The organism is Pseudomonas sp. C2B4 (genome assembly GCF_013359695.1).
Taxonomy (GTDB): Bacteria; Pseudomonadota; Gammaproteobacteria; order Pseudomonadales; family Pseudomonadaceae; genus Aquipseudomonas.
Genome location: NZ_JABFMU010000073.1, coordinates 1 through 16,278, shown reverse-complemented (window position 1 = coordinate 16,278; position 16,278 = coordinate 1). Strand labels below are relative to the sequence as shown.

General features: G+C 62.5%; 18 protein-coding genes. All 18 read left to right on the top strand.

Annotation, left to right across the window (positions count from 1 at the left end):
* Positions 1-201: 201 nt before the first annotated feature.
* The 18 genes from HNQ83_RS28085 to HNQ83_RS28000 all read left to right on the top strand — a co-directional run bounded on the left by HNQ83_RS28085 (position 202) and on the right by HNQ83_RS28000 (position 15,837).
* Complete coding sequence (locus HNQ83_RS28085; protein ID WP_175392102.1) at positions 202-2,154, top strand: cytochrome D1 domain-containing protein; 1,953 nt, start codon at positions 202-204, stop codon at positions 2,152-2,154.
* A 12-nt stretch (positions 2,155-2,166) separates the two neighbouring features.
* A complete protein-coding gene (locus tag HNQ83_RS28080; RefSeq protein ID WP_175392101.1) occupies positions 2,167-2,820 on the top strand; it encodes an SCO family protein in 654 nt (217 codons plus the stop codon).
* Positions 2,817-3,452 carry an SCO family protein gene (locus HNQ83_RS28075; RefSeq protein WP_175392100.1) on the top strand — a complete coding sequence of 212 codons (636 nt, stop codon included), beginning with the start codon at positions 2,817-2,819 and terminating at the stop codon, positions 3,450-3,452. Before HNQ83_RS28080 ends, HNQ83_RS28075 begins: the two co-directional genes overlap by 4 nt.
* 9 nt (positions 3,453-3,461) lie before the next feature.
* On the top strand, positions 3,462-5,012 hold the full coding sequence (locus HNQ83_RS28070) for an ABC transporter substrate-binding protein (protein ID WP_175392099.1): 1,551 nt from the start codon (positions 3,462-3,464) through the stop codon (positions 5,010-5,012).
* Between the two features lie 13 nt (positions 5,013-5,025).
* Positions 5,026-5,979, top strand: coding sequence for a peptidylprolyl isomerase (locus HNQ83_RS28065; RefSeq protein WP_175392098.1), 954 nt, complete (start codon positions 5,026-5,028; stop codon positions 5,977-5,979).
* A 223-nt stretch (positions 5,980-6,202) separates the two neighbouring features.
* On the top strand, positions 6,203-6,736 hold the full coding sequence (locus HNQ83_RS28060; RefSeq protein WP_175392097.1) for a response regulator: 534 nt from the start codon (positions 6,203-6,205) through the stop codon (positions 6,734-6,736).
* Between the two features lie 84 nt (positions 6,737-6,820).
* Complete coding sequence (locus HNQ83_RS28055; protein WP_175392096.1) at positions 6,821-8,527, top strand: GspE/PulE family protein; 1,707 nt, start codon at positions 6,821-6,823, stop codon at positions 8,525-8,527.
* Positions 8,508-9,311, top strand: a complete 804-nt coding sequence (locus tag HNQ83_RS28050; protein WP_175392095.1) for a hypothetical protein — start codon at positions 8,508-8,510, stop codon at positions 9,309-9,311. The genes HNQ83_RS28055 and HNQ83_RS28050 overlap by 20 nt, the downstream gene beginning before the upstream one ends.
* 1 nt (position 9,312) lies before the next feature.
* Positions 9,313-9,858 (top strand): PilN domain-containing protein, encoded by a 546-nt coding sequence (locus HNQ83_RS28045; protein ID WP_175392094.1) that lies wholly within the window; start codon positions 9,313-9,315, stop codon positions 9,856-9,858.
* Positions 9,845-10,393, top strand: a complete 549-nt coding sequence (locus HNQ83_RS28040) for a GspMb/PilO family protein (protein ID WP_175392093.1) — start codon at positions 9,845-9,847, stop codon at positions 10,391-10,393. Before HNQ83_RS28045 ends, HNQ83_RS28040 begins: the two co-directional genes overlap by 14 nt.
* A complete protein-coding gene (locus HNQ83_RS28035) occupies positions 10,393-10,911 on the top strand; it encodes a hypothetical protein (protein WP_175392111.1) in 519 nt (172 codons plus the stop codon). The genes HNQ83_RS28040 and HNQ83_RS28035 overlap by 1 nt, the downstream gene beginning before the upstream one ends.
* Positions 10,908-12,776 (top strand): secretin N-terminal domain-containing protein, encoded by a 1,869-nt coding sequence (locus HNQ83_RS28030; RefSeq protein ID WP_175392092.1) that lies wholly within the window; start codon positions 10,908-10,910, stop codon positions 12,774-12,776. Before HNQ83_RS28035 ends, HNQ83_RS28030 begins: the two co-directional genes overlap by 4 nt.
* Before the next feature lie 2 nt (positions 12,777-12,778).
* Positions 12,779-13,252, top strand: coding sequence for a type II secretion system protein (locus HNQ83_RS28025; protein ID WP_175392091.1), 474 nt, complete (start codon positions 12,779-12,781; stop codon positions 13,250-13,252).
* Positions 13,253-13,255: 3 nt separating this feature from the next.
* Positions 13,256-13,630 carry a type II secretion system protein gene (locus HNQ83_RS28020; protein WP_175392090.1) on the top strand — a complete coding sequence of 125 codons (375 nt, stop codon included), beginning with the start codon at positions 13,256-13,258 and terminating at the stop codon, positions 13,628-13,630.
* Complete coding sequence (locus HNQ83_RS28015) at positions 13,605-14,144, top strand: type II secretion system protein (protein WP_175392089.1); 540 nt, start codon at positions 13,605-13,607, stop codon at positions 14,142-14,144. Before HNQ83_RS28020 ends, HNQ83_RS28015 begins: the two co-directional genes overlap by 26 nt.
* Entirely contained in the window at positions 14,141-14,530 is a 390-nt protein-coding gene (gene csgE, locus HNQ83_RS28010) for a curli production assembly/transport protein CsgE (protein WP_175392088.1), read from the top strand. The genes HNQ83_RS28015 and csgE overlap by 4 nt, the downstream gene beginning before the upstream one ends.
* Complete coding sequence (locus tag HNQ83_RS28005) at positions 14,527-14,943, top strand: curli assembly protein CsgF (RefSeq protein WP_175392087.1); 417 nt, start codon at positions 14,527-14,529, stop codon at positions 14,941-14,943. Before csgE ends, HNQ83_RS28005 begins: the two co-directional genes overlap by 4 nt.
* A gap of 30 nt (positions 14,944-14,973) precedes the next feature.
* Entirely contained in the window at positions 14,974-15,837 is an 864-nt protein-coding gene (locus HNQ83_RS28000; RefSeq protein WP_175392086.1) for a CsgG/HfaB family protein, read from the top strand.
* Positions 15,838-16,278: the final 441 nt, after the last annotated feature.

The following is a 16,278-nucleotide window of genomic DNA, read 5'->3' as shown; positions in this document are numbered from 1 at the left end:
AGGGGATTTATCCCCGTTGGGCGGCGAAGCGGCCCCAAAACCAGCAGTTACTGTGGGGCAGGTACATCGCATGCAATGTTTTTACGACTGCTGCGCAGCCGAACGGGGATAAATCCCCTCGCCACAGAGGCTTGTTTCACAAAGAGCAGTACCGGTCCGTAGGGATCAGGCAGGCGCAGATCTGTAAAGAGGAGTAGTGACATGAACAGGACCATCACATTCGCCAGTTGTGCCCTGGTTGTCGGGGCAGCGCTGATCTGGCTGGGGGTATCGCGGACGTCGCCTCCGGTCATGCTCAATGAGATTGCGCTGCCCAACACCTGGACCGGCCAGACCCTTGAGCGCGACGGCGTGACGGTGGCGCTGCAGGTGCGGCCGCTCGCCGAGGACGGCGTGCTGCGCGAAGGTGAGTTTGCCGACGTGCAATTCCGCGTCATGGACAAGGCGTCGGGTCAGCCGCTGGCGGGCGTTGCGCCCGGTGCCTGGCTTGATCCGGAAACCGTGGTGGCCGACAAGGCCCAGGGCCGTGAGCAGAGCTGCAAATCCCGGGTCGGGGTGTTCCTCAAATCAAACATCGGGGCGCGTCCGCTGCTCGACCTCAACAGCTACTTCCTGCTGGTGATGAACCGCGATGCCAGCGTTTCGGTGGTCGATCCGTCGGTGTCGGTGGGCGGCATCACCAGCACCATGGCCCGGATCGACATCAAGCAACCACCGATGGATTGGGTCACCCCCAGGGACAACAAACGCGTCTTCGTGTCGATGCCGACCGCCAATGAGGTGGCCGTGATCGACAGTGAACAATTCAAGGTGGTCGACTCGGTAGCGGCCGGCAGCAACCCGGTGCGCGTGGCCCTGCAACCGGACGAGCGCCTGCTGTGGGTCGGCAACAATGCCAAGTCTGCGGAGCAATCCGGGGTCACGGTGATCGACACCGCCAGCCTGAAAACCCTCAAGCACCTGGCCACCGGCGGCGGGCACCACGAGATCGCCTTCAGCAAGGACAGCCGCTTTGCCTTCGTCACCAATCGCGACGACGGCACCCTGAGCATCATCGATATCGCCAGCCTGACCCTGATCAAACAACTCAAGACCGGCTCGCACCCGTTGTCGGTGGTCTACTCGCCGCTGTCCGGCGCCGCCTATGTGGCCGATGGCAAGGACGGCACGGTCACCGTGGTCGACGCCATGAGCCAGTCGGTGCGCCGCGTGATCAAGGTGAAACAGGGCCTGGGCCCGATGGGCTTCAGCGCCGACGGCCGTTTCGGCATCGTCCTCAACACCCTGGAGAACCAGGCCTCGGTGATCGACGCGGCCACCGATTCGCTGATCCATGAACTGGACGTGTCCGCCGAACCCTATCAAGTGGTGTTCACCAAGGCCTATGCCTACATTCGCGGACTGGCATCGCCCAAGGTGACGATGATCAACCTGTCGTCCCTGGGGGAAGGGCGCAAGCCGATCAGCCAGGGTTTCGAGGCGGGTGCCCAGCCGCCACGGCTGGCCGGTGATCTGCCGCTGGCATCGAGCCTGGGGGTGTCGCGGGACGAAAACTCGGTGTTCGTGGTCAATCCGGTGGACAACACCACCTACTTTTACGCCGAAGGCATGAACGCGCCGATGTCCGGCTACCCCAATCGCGGGCAAGTGGCACGGGCGGCACTGGTGATCGACCGTAGCTTGCGCGAAGTCGAGCCGGGGCTGTACAGCGCGCGGATCAAGCTGCCACCGGCGGGGCGTTTCGACGTGGCGTTCCTGCTCAACCAACCGAACATCATCCATTGCTTCACGACTGTGGTTGAGCCGAACAGCAGCGCCCCGCAACAGGCTGGCCTGCCGAAAGTGGAATTCATGCTCGACAAATCCACGGCCGCCCTGGGCAGCCCTTACACGGTGCGTTTCCGTATCGTCCAGGGCAAACAGAAGGTCCAGCGCAGTGGGGTCAAGGATGTTCAGGTGCGCTACTTCCTGGCACCGAGTTCACGCCCTCAGCTCGTCGCGGCGCGCGACGTCGGCGACGGTGTTTATGAAGCCCCGGTCACCCTTGACCAGAAAGGCGCCTGGTACCTGCACGTGCGTGCGGCGTCCCTGGGCGCGAACTTTGACGACCAGACGTTTGCCAGCGTTCGGGTGTTGCCCGGCGAAGCTCATTGAGAGGACATCGACATGAATCGATTTGCACACCGTGGACTGCTGACGCTTTGCCTGTTGACCGTGGGCATTGGCCAGGCGCTGGCTCATTCGGCGGATGAACATGCGGGCCACACTCCGGCCAAAAGCGCCAGCTCGGAGAGCGCCCAGGTCAAGTTCGCTGACGTGGCGCTGGTGGACCAGAACGGCAAGACCGTGCGCCTGGAAAAAGACCTGGTGAACGACAAGATCGTGGTCATGAGCTTTATCTACACCAGTTGCACCACGGTCTGCCCGGTGGTGTCGTCGATCATAGGCAAGGTGCAGAAACAGCTGGGCGCGCGGGTTGGCACCGAGGTGCAACTGGTCTCGCTCAGCATCGACCCGCAGCGCGACGACGCCAAACGCCTGAACGACTACGCCCGTACCTTCCAGAACGGTCCGGGCTGGAGCTGGCTCACCGGCACCCCGCAATCGGTGAATGAAACCCTCAAGGGCCTGGGCAGCTTCAGTGGTGACTTCAAGAACCACCAACCGCTGATTCTGGTGGGGGATGGCAACAGCCGCCACTGGACGCGCTACTACGGTTTTACCGATCCAGCCGTGCTCAGCCGTGAAGTGGAGAAACTCAGCGGCCAGCGCAACGCCCACAGCAAGCACACCGCCATTGCCATGGAGCACCAGCCATGAAAGCGCTCGCCTTGATTCTCCTGACCATGTGCTTTTGCGTGATCAGTTTTCTGGCGTTTTCCCATGAAGAACATGGGCAGACTGCACCGGAGTCGACAGCCCCTGTAGCGGCTGCGGCGCAACCGGCGGGCGGCACCCGCGACGCCAAGACCTGGTTCACCGACACGCCATTGCTGGATCAGAACGGCAACACCCTGCGCTTCTACAGCGACGCATTGCAGAATCGCGTGGTGCTGCTCAATGTGATTTTCACCAGTTGCAACGATGCCTGCCCACTGATCACCCAGAAGCTCAAGCAAGTGCGCGAAGTGCTGGGTGACAAGGCGGACGGCATCACCTTTATTTCCCTTACCAGTGATCCGCTGCGGGACACGCCGGCGGTGCTCAAGGCTTACACCTTGAAACAGGGCGTCGATGGGCCCCACTGGCTTTTTCTTACCGGCGACAAGGCACAAATGGACCTTGTACTGAGCCGTATCGGTCAGATAGTGCCGACCCCCGAGCAACATTCAACCCAGCTGATCGTCGGTGATGTGGCCAACAAACGCTGGAGCAAAATCCGTCCCGACGCCCCGGCCGCCGCCATTGCCCAGCGATTGCAGTTGCTGACAATGCCCGTGGCCGGTCGTTGAGTCCGCGCCATGAAAAACGCCCTCATCCTTGGCCTGCTCATCGTCGGTGCCCTCAGTCTGACCGCCCAGGCGGTGCCGTTGACGCCCAGCGAAAGCGCCGGCAAACGGCTGTACCGCGAAGGAATATCGGCCAGTGGCGAGCCGATCATGGCGCGAATCGGGGCGGCCGGCATGTTGTTGCCGGCGACCAGCCTGCCGTGCGCCAACTGCCACGGTGCCGATGGTCTGGGACGTCCCGAGGGCGGGGTGCGACCACCGGAATTGACCTGGTCGCGACTCACCAGCACCTACGGTCAGCAGCAGATCAATGGACGCACTTACCCGGGCTATACCGACAGCACCTTTGTGCGGGCGGTCGAGCAAGGACGCGATCCCGGCAACAATCGCCTGGACCCGGCGATGCCGCGCTTCGTGCTGTCGATGAATGATCAGCGCAACCTCACGGCTTACCTCAAGCGCCTGGCCGATGACCGCGACCCGGGCTTGAGCCCCGACAGCCTGCACCTGGGGACCTTGTTGCCGAGCAGCGGAGCCTTGAGCGAGGAGGGCGCCACGGTGGCGGCAGTGCTCAAGGGCTGTGTGGCACGTATCAATGAGGCGGGCGGGATTCATGGGCGCGCGTTGCGCCTGACCATCCTCGATCCAGGGCCGGACAGGACCAGTGCCGAGCAGGCCCTGAATCAACTGATTGAGCAGGAACAGGTGTTCGCCCTGATCGCCCCGCTGGCACCGGCGCTGGATGCCGAGCTGGCGCCACGCCTGGAGCAGGCCGGTGTGCCCTTGATCGGGCCGTTGTCCCTGCAGGGGACGGCCCAGGTCAGTCGGCAGATCTTCGAACCGCTGCCGGGGCTGCGTGAGCAGATGATTGCCCTGGCCAATTACGCCGCGGCCAGTTTGCGGGTGTTGCAGGGGCCGACGCTGATCGCGTATCCCGACGAGCCCGGCCAACGGCTGGCGGCGGAGAAACTCGCGCAGTACCTGCAAGACAACGCCTGGCAGAAAGTGCGTCTTCAGGCCTATCAGTCAGCGCAGGACGAATTGCCGTTGGGTTCGCGCTCGGTGTTCTACCTGGGCAGCAGCGGCGGTTTCAGTCGCCTGGCTGAACGCTTGCAGACGGCGGGGCAGGTGCCCTACCTGTTTGCCGCCTCGAATCAGGTCGCCGGAGACCTGCTGCAAATGCCCAGCGATTTTTCCCGGCGGGTTTTCCTGGCTTACCCGTTCGTGCCCAGTGACTGGACCCTGGCCGGGCGTCAGGCGTTGATCCAGTTGCGCCAGCGCCAGAAACTGGGTGGCGAGCACGCGGTCCTGCAAGTGGGCGCCTTCAGCTCGATGATGTTGCTCAGCGAAGGCATGAAGCAGGCCGGGCGCGACGCCAGCCGCGAAAAACTGGTCAGTGCCCTGGAGAGCCTGCATGACTTCGACACCGGCCTGACGCCGCTGATCAGTTTCGGCCCGGGCAGGCGCCTGGGCCTGAGCGGCGCCCATGTGGTCACGGTGGACTTGCCCGACCAGCGTTTCTATCTGGTTGCCCCTTACAAACCCATTGCTGCCATTCCCTGACCGGAGGCTGAACATGAAACTCAACACTCTGCTGGTTCTGTTGACGTTGTGGGTGCCGACGGCCTTTTGCAGCAATGGCCAGGTCGCGGCCAGGGTCAATGGCGAGGAAATTTCCCAGATGCGCCTGGAGCGCTATTTCGCCGAATACCTGGAAGATCAGGGCCGGGCGGTTGCCAGCATTCGCAGTCCCAGCGCCTATAAACAGCTGCGCAAGGCGGCGCTGGATGCCTTGATCGACAAGGAATTGCTCTGGCAGGAAGCGGTCAAGCGCGGCGTGGTGATCAGCGATGCCACGGTGCAAAGCCAGGTGGACCAGACGCGTCAGGCCATGGGCGGCGATCAAGTGTTCGCCCGGCGCCTGGAAGACGCCGGTTTCGATGAGGCCGCTTACATCGAGTACACCCGCCGTGATCTGGCGGCGCAACAGGTGTTTAGCGAACTCACCAAAGTCGGCGAACCGGAAGAAAAACAGGTCCGGGCGTTTTACGAAGAGCACCGCGCCGAGATGAACCGGCCCGAGGAAATACAGGTCAGGCATATCCTGATCAAAGTGCCTCAGGGTGCGGAGGCTTCCACTGTTGAAGCTGCGAGACTACGCTTGGAGGCAATCCGTGAAAAAATCGGACATGGAGCAGACTTCGCCAGCGAGGCCCGCAACAGCTCGGAAGACGCCACGGCCAGTCAGGGCGGCGACCTGGGCTACTTTCCCCGTGGGCGCATGTTGCCCGAGTTCGAAGCGGCGGCCTTCGCATTGGCGCCGGGGGCGGTCAGCGAGCCAGTACGCACGGCGGTGGGCTGGCATTTGATCAATTTGCAGAACCGAACGGAGGCAGCCGATGTCACAGAGGAGCAAGGACTTGACATGGTACGGGCGTACCTTGCCCGACAGAAACAGGTTCAGGCTCGTCTGCAGGTTCTGGCACAGCTGCGTTCCAGCAACCGGATCGAACGGATCGACGATGATTGAGCCCTTCCCCAAAAGTGGGGAAAAGCTTCGACACGCACCCGTTCGGTTTTCCCCGTTTTTGGGGGTGGGGTACGTGGACGAAAAGGGCATTGTTTTTAAATTCAAGGACATGAAGCGATAAAACCAACCGGCGCTCAGCCTGGCATGAAGTGTGCGTTAGACCTTGTAAGGCGCGCACTCCACCAGGTTCGGTATTCGGACCTGCGGTTTCAAGGAGTCCACCTTGTTAAACAAAGTACTGGTTGTTGAAGACGAACAGCTGCTAGCGGAAAACCTCCAGGGTTACCTGCAGGCGCAAGCACTGGAAGTCCGGATAGCTCACAACGGTGAGACCGCGATCGGCGAAGCCGAACGTTTTTCACCCGATGTGATGGTGTTCGATTACCGCTTGCCCGATATGGAAGGCTTTCAGGTGCTCGATGCCGTCCGCCAGAACAGGAACTGCCATTTTGTGCTGATCACAGGGCACCCCACCGCAGAAGTTTGCGAAAGGGCCCGGCAACTGGGAGTCAGCCACATCCTGTTCAAACCCTTTCCGTTGGCGGAATTGGCCCGTGCAGTCTGCGATCTTCTGGGGGTGGAGCGCGAACCCAAAACGGGCGTGAGCAGTTCCGAAGGCTTTGTCGAACGACGCCAGAGCAGGACCGAAAGTTTCCCGCTGCAGTTGTACGACGGTAGTTGGGTGCTTGCAGATCGCCGACGAAGTTCATCGGCCTCCAAGGCGCCAGACGACGAACAATTGCTCACCGGGGAGTAATGGCGCGACAAGACGTTCCGGCACCCGCCGCAATTGCTCGCCGCGCCGACAGGGCTCAAAGCCCCGGGCGTTGGAGAGCAAGCCATGGACCGTCTATCACTTGTCGTCGATGCTGTGCCGCTGGAGTGCGTACCCACCCGTTTTACCAGTGAGCAATTGGCCCAGGCACGTGTCCTGGCCGCCAGTTCAGGCGAGCGAGTCCTCAATGCCCTCGGTGAACTGTGCGAACTGGCCCCCATGCCCTTCATCCAATGCCTGGGCGCTACCCTGCATTATCCGGTGCTCGACACCGACAGCCTGTTTCAATCCACCCCGGTGTTCGACCGGGTCACCCTGGCCCAATGCCTCAAGCGCGAATTCATCCTGCTGCGTCACGACGACGCGGTCATCGGCGTGTTTGCCGACCCCTTCGACACGGCCCGCCTGGCCTGGATCGACGATTGCCTGCACGGCGCACCCCTGTACCTGGTGCACGCCGACGACCTGAAAGCCTACCTGGCGCGTCACGAAGAGAGCTTCCACGCGGTGGAGTCGCTCAATGCGCAATCCGACGCCAATACCGAAATCGATAACCTGCAAAGCCTGTCCCTGACCAGCATCAGCGAAGACTCGAGCGTGGTGGTCAAGCTGGTCAACTCGACCCTGTACGACGCGCTGAAAATGCACGCCAGCGACATTCACCTGGGCACCACCGGCAGCGGCCTGGTGATCAAGTACCGCATCGATGGCGTCCTCAACAACATCAGCAAGATCCAGGGCAGCGAGTTCGCCGAACAGGTGATTTCCCGGGTCAAGGTCATGGCCGAACTGGACATCGGCGAGAAACGCGTGCCCCAGGACGGGCGCTTCAAGATCGGCATCAGCGGCCGGCAGATCGACTTCCGGGTGTCGATCATGCCCAGCATTTTCGGCGAGGACGCGGTGCTGCGGGTGCTCGATAAACAGGACCTGGCCGACAAGGTCTGCGGCGTGCAATTGCAGGCCCTGGGCTTCGAAGAAGAAACCCTGCGCCAACTGCGCCGCCTGGCCGCCGAACCTTACGGCATGGTGCTGGTCACCGGCCCCACCGGCAGCGGCAAGACCACCACGCTGTACGCGATGATCACCGAGATCAACCATGGCGTGGACAAGATCATCACCATCGAAGACCCGGTGGAGTATCAGCTGCCGGGCGTGCTGCAAATCCCGGTCAACGAAAAGAAAGGCCTGACCTTCGCCCGCGGCCTGCGCTCGATCCTGCGCCACGACCCGGACAAGATCATGGTCGGTGAGATCCGCGACCCGGACACCGCGCAGATCGCCGTGCAATCGGCGCTCACCGGGCACCTGGTATTCACCACCATCCACGCCAACAACGTGTTCGACGTGATCGGCCGTTTTACCCAGATGGAAATCGACCCCTACAGCCTGGTCTCCGCGCTCAATGCCGTGCTGGCCCAGCGCCTGATTCGCCTGGTCTGTGCCAGTTGCAGCACCGCCTACACCCCGAGTGAAGAAGAGCTGGAAACCTCGGGGCTCGATCCGCAACAGGTCGCTCACTACCACTTCGTCCATGGCAAGGGCTGCGGTCATTGCCGGGGCACCGGTTACCGCGGGCGCAGTGCGATTGCCGAGCTGCTGCACCTGGACGACGAACTGCGGCAAATGATCGTGGAACGCCAACCCATTTCGAAAATCAAGGCCCATGCCTGCAAGCGTGGCTTGCGCCTGCTGCGCGAATCCGCGCTGGAACTGGTGCAACAAGGCCGGACCACTCTCGAGGAGATCAATCGTGTCACTTTTATCTCGTGAGCGTTATGTCGCCGTCCTCGGCGCCAGTGGTGTCGGCCTCGGTCAGCGGCAGGGCAACCAAACCCTGTGGCTGGGCAGCGTCGGCTACATCGATGAAGGTTTCCAGGCCTGGGCCGTGGCCCTGGAAACCCTCGACCGTCTGCTGGGCGAACATGCCCGCGCCGGGGCGGAACTGACCGTGGTGATCTCCGGCCACTTCAGCCGTTTCTGCCTGGTGCCCTGGAGCGAGCAGATCAGCAGCCCGGACGAACTGCAAGGTTTTGCCCAGCTGTGCTTCGAAGACCTTTACGGAGCACCGAGCCAGCCCTGGAGCCTGGTGCTCTCGGCCGAACCTGCCGGTTACGACCGTATCGCCACGGCGCTGCCCCAGGACCTGCTGGAGCGCCTGCGCACCCTGGTCAGCGGACGTGGCCTGCGCCTGCGCTCGGTGCAACCGTACCTGATGACCGCCTTCAATCATTTCGATAAAAGCCTCGACGCCGGGGACTTCCTGTTCGTGGTCGCCGAACCTGTGCGCAGCGTGATGCTGGTGGCCCGCGAAGGCCGCTGGACCTCGGTGCGTTCGGTGGGCAGCAGTGACAGCGATGCCGCACTGACCGCACTGATCGGCCGCGAAAGCCAATTGCAGGCTTCCACCAGCGAACGGCCGCTGAACGTTTACCTGCACGCCCCGGCGCGCATCGACTCGCACCCTGAAGTGCCGGGTGTGCACCTGCGGACCCTCGAAGAGGACCGGACAGCCGTACACGATTGCCTGTACGTCATGTCCCGGGCGGTGGCCTGACATGCGCGCCTTGATGCTCGACTTTCAGCCACGCCGCCGCTCCACGCCCCTGGGCTGGAGCCTGCTGGCCGGTGGCGTGGTGCTGGCGCTGACCTGCATCGCGATTCAGCAACACCTCAGTGTGGAGGCAGAGCAACAGCAAGGCCATCTGCAAACCGCCCAGCGCGTCCTGACCGGCGACACCGGCACCAAAGTCAGCCTGACCCCGGCGGAAACCCGGGAGCAGGCGCAGAACCTGGCGGAGATGCGCAAGGTTTCGCAGCAATTGCGCCGCCCCTGGGAACGCCTGTTCGCCACCCTCGAAGCCATGCCCCGCGACAACATCGCCTTGCTGACCCTGACCCCGGATGCGCGCAAGGGCCAGGTGCGCATCAGCGCCGAAGCGCGGGACCTGGAAGCCATGCTCGATTTTCACAAGCGCCTCGAAGCCAGCGACGAGCTGTCCGATGTGTCGCTGCTGAGCCACGAAATCGTCGCCAACGTGCCGGAGCAACCGGTCCGGTTCAACCTGTCGGCTACCTGGGAGATCGGCGATGCAAATCCCTAGATTGATCGTCCACGAATACCTGCAACGCCTGGGTGTTCCAGGTCTTGGAGGGCTGGCCTTGCTGGTGCTGGCGTTGGCTTGGGCCCTGGCCGGCCTGCTGCCGGACTGGCAGGCACTGCAAAGCATCAGCCAGCAGACTCGCGAAGCCCACGAGTACCTGGCCAAGGTCGAGGACGGTACGGTCGCCCCTCCGGTGGTGCCGCAACGCCAGCTCGATGATTTCCGCAGCAAGCTGCCGTCGCAGCCCCAGGCCACCGTGGCCATCGACAAGATCTACGCCCTGGCCGCCCAGGAGCGCATCACCCTGGCACGCGGCGAGTATTCGCTGGGCGTCGATCCGAAGACCCACCTGGCCCGTTATCAGATTCTGCTGCCGGTGCGTGGCAGCTACCCGCAACTGCGGCGTTTCCTGCACGCCTTGCTGGGCCAGCTGCCAGCGGTGGTGGTCGAGGATGTGGAGTTCCAGCGCAAAAAAATCGCCGACACCGACCTGACCGGCCGGATCCGCATGACCCTTTACCTGTCGAGGTCATGATGAACAACAAGCGCGCAGTGGGTTGGGTGGCGTTCCTCGGCGTGGCCGCGGTGCTGACCTGGTTGCCCGAGTACTTCAAGCAGGCCGATGACACCGACGTCGAAGTGGCCGCCGTGGCCACCCCTGCCAAGGCCAAGAGCCATGGTGCGCTGCCAGCGGCTAAAGCCTCCGGTGCGCCCTCGGCGATCAAGGACCTGAGCCCGGCCGGCGACCTGTTCGCCTCCCGTAGCTGGAAACCGGCGCCGACCCTGGCCAGCGTCACCGAACAACCTGTCAACGTCGTCCCGGTGGTGCAGGCCCCCACTGCACCGCCCATGCCGTTCCAGTTCATCGGCAGGATGGATGACCGTACCGACCTGCAGGTTTTCCTGCTGAGCGGCGAGAAAATCTACGTCGTGCGTAAAGGGGATGTGATCGACGAAACATGGAAGATCGAGGGGATTTCCGACATGGAACTGAGCCTGGTCTATCTGCCTCTGCATTTGTCCCAGACTCTGTCTGTAGGGAGCGCGCAATGAACAAATCCCGCTTGATGATGAGCATTGGTTTCTGTGCCGGGCTCGCAGCGTGCAGCTCGGCGCAGGTGGCCAAGGATGAAGGCACTGACCTGATGGCGTCGGGTCAGTACGAAGCCGGCCTGGCCCGGATCGAGGAAGGGATACGGGAGAACCCGCGCGATACCGAGCTGCACCTGGCGCTGACCAGCGGCCGCGCCCGGGCGGTAACGGCACTGCTGAGCCAGGGCGACATGGACCGTGCCCAACGTGACTTCGCCTCGGCCCGCCTGACCTACGGCCGGGTGTTGACCATCGAACCGAACAACCGCCGCGCCCAGGACGCCATCCGCCAGCTCGATCACATGCGCAGCCTCGATGAAAAACTCGAACTGGCCCGTGGCGACCTGCGTCGCGGCGACATCTACGGTGCCGACCGCCAGGTGAAACAGATCCTGGAGCTGGACCCGAACAACGAAGGCGCCCTGGAACTGCAAAGCAATGTTCGCCTGGTGCAGAGCCGCAACGTGGTGCCGTATCCACAGCTGCGTACCCGCCTGGACAAACCGGTAACCCTGGAATTTCGCGACGCCAACCTGAAAACCATCTTTGAAGTGCTGTCCCAGGTGGCCGGTCTGAACTTCATCTTCGACAAGGATCTGCGTCCGGACATGAAAGCCACCATCTTCGTGCGTGACGTGCGCATCGAAGACGCCGTGGAACTGCTGTTGCAACAGAACCAGCTGCACCAGAAAGTGGTGAACGAAAACACCTTGCTGATCTACCCGGACTCGCCGCAGAAGCTCAAGGATTATCAAGAGCTGGTGATGCGCACTTTCTACCTGACCAGCATCGATGCCAACACCGCATTGAACATGGTCAAGACCATGCTCAAGACCCGCGATGTGTTCGTCGATGAGCGCCTCAACACCCTGACCATGCGCGACACCGGCGACGCCGTTCGCATGGCGGAAAAACTCCTGCAATCGCAAGACCAGTCCAACCCGGAAGTGGTGCTGGAAGTGGAAGTGATGGAAGTCGCCACCCAGCGGATTCTCGACCTGGGCCTGCAATGGCCGAACACCTTCGGTGTGGTCAACAGCGACGGTTCGGCAGTGACCATTCTTGATCAGCTCAAGGGCATCAACTCCAGCCGCATCACCATCTCGCCGTCGCCGCAGGCCAAGATCAACGCCCAGGACAACGACATCAACACCCTGGCCAGCCCCGTGATCCGCGTGAGCAACCGCGAACAGGCGCGCATCCACATTGGTCAGCGCGTGCCGATCATCAGTGCCACCTCGGTGCCGTCGACCCAGGGACCGGTGATCACCGAAAGCGTGACTTACCTCGATGTCGGTCTGAAACTGGAAGTGCAGCCGACCGTACACCTGAACAACGAAGTGGCGATCAAGGTGGCGCTGGAGGTCAGTAACGCCACGCCGCTGGAACCGACCCGCCAGGGCACGATTCCGGTGCAGGTCGATACCCGCAACGCCCAGACCACCCTGCGTCTGCATGATGGCGAAACCCAGATCCTCGCCGGCCTGATGCGCAATGACCATGGCGCCACCGGCAACAAGATCCCGGGTCTTGGCGATATCCCGGGTCTGGGCCGCCTGTTCGGCAGCAACAAGGACACCGTGGGCAAGTCGGAGCTGGTGCTTTCGATCACCCCGCGTGTGGTGCGCAACCTGCCGTACCAGAGTCCGTCGGACATGGAATTCCCTACCGGCACGGAAACCAGCATGCACATCCAGGCGCCGGATCGCCGGATGGAGCCTTCGGCACAACCTGAGCCTTCGGTACAGACCAAGCCTTCGGTACAGCCCAAGTCCATCGGTCAGCCAGTCGCCACCAACGTGCAAATCAGCGTCGGGAAGCCTTGATCATGAACGCCTCGCAACGCGGTTTTACCTTGATCGAAGTCGTGGTGACTTTGGCCCTGATCGGCCTGCTGGCCGGCATGGCCGCACCGCTGACCGAGACCGTGGTGCGCCGGGGCAAAGAGCAGGATCTGCGCACGGCGCTGTACCAGATCCGCGATGCCATCGACGCCTACAAACGCGCCTTCGACGCCGGCTACATCGAGAAGTCGCTCAACAGCAGCGGCTATCCGCCGAACCTGAAAGTGCTGGTCGATGGCGTGCGTGACGTGCGCAGCGCCAAGGGGGCCAAGTTCTATTTCCTGCGGCGCATCCCCCATGACCCGCTGGCGGCGGTCAAGCGTGACGATGAAGGGGGCTGGGGCCTGCGCACCTATGACAGTTCGGCTGAAAACCCACGGGATGGCGAGGACGTCTTCGACGTTTACTCCAAGGCCCGGGGCAAGGGCCTCAACGGCATCGCCTATAGGGAGTGGTGAGCTATGCGCCGGGAAAAGGGTTTTACCCTGCTGGAACTGATGGTGGTCATGGCAATCATCGCGACCCTGATGACCATCGCCTTGCCACGCTATTTCAACAGCCTGGAGGCCTCGAAAGAGACCACCCTGCGCCAGAGTCTGTCGGCGATGCGCGAAGCACTGGATCACTACTACGGCGACACCGGGCGGTATCCCGATTCCCTCGAGCAACTGGTCGAGCTGCGCTACCTGCGCAACCCGCCCATGGACCCGATCGCCGAACGCAAGGACACCTGGGTCATGGTGGCACCGCCTGAAGGCGTGGCCGGCGGAGTGGCCGATATCAAGAGTGGTGCCACAGGGAGGGCGCGTGATGGCAGCCTTTATTCCGAGTGGTAAGCCGGGTGCAGAGGACGGTTTCACCTACCTGGGTGTGCTGTTCCTGATCATGGTGATGGGCATGGGCCTGGCCAGTGCCGGCGAATTGTGGGCCACCGCCGCCAAGCGTGACCGCGAACGCCAGTTGCTGTGGGTCGGCACCCAATACGCCCAGGCACTGCGCAGCTACTACCGCAGTTCGCCTGGCCTGGCCCAGTACCCCAAGGAGCTCGCCGACCTGTTGCAGGACGAGCGTTTTCCCAGCGCCAAACATCATATCCGCCAGCTGTATCCAGACCCGATTGGCGGTGGCGAATGGTTCCTGATGCGCGGTTTCGACGGACGCATCACCGGCATCAGCAGCCCGTCCACGGACAAGCCGCTGAAGCAGACGGACTTCCCCGCCCAGTGGTCGGACTTCAACGGCATGGCCAGCTACAAGGACTGGCAGTTCGTGGCCGAGAAGGCTTTTACCGACGGCACCTCGGGCCCGGTCAAAGGCCAGTCCGCAGCCCCTCAGGCGTTGCAGCCATGAACCGCTTCTGCCTGGCGCTGATCCTGGTGTTGAGCACCTCTATGGCCGCGGCCGCCGAAGAGGACGAAATGCTGGGGTTCATCATCGACGACACGATCTCGCACATCGGCCACGACTTTTACTACTCGTTCAGTGAACGCCTGCGCGCCACCAGCCCGATGGATTTCAACCTGGTGGTACGCGAACGACCTTCGGCTCGCTGGGGCAGCCTGGTGACCGTGGAATTTCAACAACGTTTGGTTTATCGGCGCTTCCTGCCGCCGAACACCGTGGAGCTCAAGGACGAGGCCTATGCAGCCGCCGACTGGGTACGCGGACAGATAGTCCAGCGCAAGCTGGAAGCCTTGTTGCAGGACACCACGGACCTTGAGAGGGACGAATTATGAAAACGAAAACGTTTTTGCAGCGCACCGGCTTGTGCTTGCTCGGCCTCGGTGGATGCGGCCTGGTCCAGGCCACGGAGCTGGTCTACACGCCCGTCAACCCCTCGTTCGGCGGCAACCCGTTGAACGGCACCTGGTTGCTCAACAACGCCCAGGCGCAGAACGACTACGACGACCCGGATTTGAAAGACCGCGCCACAGCCACCGGAACCTCGGCACTGGATCGCTTCAGTGCCCAGTTGCAATCGCGGTTGCTGGGGCAATTGCTGGACAACATCTCCACCGGCAACACCGGGAGCCTGTCGACCGACGCGTTCATCGTCAACGTCGTCGACGACTCAGGGCAATTGACGATTGAAGTGACCGACCGGGCTACTGGCGAGCTTTCGGAAATCAAGGTGAACGGCCTGAACTGATTAGGATCGGGTCGATGGGGAGTTAAGGACATGAAAAAAATAATTGCGCTAGGGCTGATGTTGGCGGCATTACAAGGGTGCAGTCTGCGCGAGCCGATGCCGGCCGAGCAGGACAGCAAGACCCCGACCCTGACACCCAGGGCCTCGACTTACTATGACTTGATCAACATGCCACGACCCAAGGGCCGGTTGATGGCGGTGGTCTACGGCTTCCGCGACCAGACCGGGCAATACAAGCCGACACCGGCCAGTTCGTTTTCCACCAGCGTGACCCAGGGCGCCGCGAGCATGCTGATGGACGCCCTGCAGGCCAGCGGTTGGTTCGTGGTACTGGAGCGTGAAGGGCTGCAGAACCTGCTGACCGAACGCAAGATCATCCGCGCCTCGCAAAAGAAACCCAACACCCCGGTGAATATCCAGGCGGAACTGCCACCGCTGCAAGCTGCGAACATGATGCTCGAGGGCGGGATCATCGCCTACGACACCAACGTGCGCAGCGGCGGGGAAGGGGCACGCTACCTGGGTATCGACATCGCCCGGGAGTATCGCGTGGATCAGGTTACCGTGAACCTGCGGGCGGTGGACGTGCGCAGCGGCCAGGTGCTGGCCAACGTGATGACCAGCAAGACCATCTACTCCGTGGCCCGCAGTGCCGGGGTATTCAAATTCATCGAGTTCAAGAAATTGCTGGAAGCCGAAGTCGGCTACACCACCAACGAACCGGCGCAACTGTGTGTGCTGTCGGCGATCGAGGCGGCGGTGGGGCATATGCTGGCGCAGGGGATCGAGCGGCGGTTGTGGCAGGTGGCCGGGGATAATTCGACGCCCCAGGCGGACGAGACGCTGGATCGGTATCTGACCCAGGCCAAGGTGGTGCCTGAGGAGCAAGAATAATCGAGGTGGCCTTCGGGCCTGCTTCGCTCTCGCGGATGTGCTCAATCCTCTGTGGGAGCGGGCTTGCCCGCGAAGGCGGTCTGAGGTTTGGCAGGATTTATGCTGATGTCCCCGGTTTCTGTGGGAGCTGGCTTGCCAGCGAAGGCGGCCTCACGGCAGACCTGTCTTTTGCGGATGTACCCGGATCAACTGTGGGAGCGAGCCTGCTCGCGAAGGCGGCCTGATAGCCGACCTGTCTTTTGCTGGTGTACATATCCATTCCTGCGGTAACGGCCACTTATGGTTTCGCCCTTACGGCGAGTCCCTTTGGCAAACGCCCCAAAGGAACCAAAGGTCTCGCCCCGGCGTACGGCCCCTCGCCAAGGCTCGGCGTTCCTTCGCTCCGGCATTCATCCGGGGGCATCGCCCTCCGGTTGGCTTCGCTGGCACCTACATGCGATG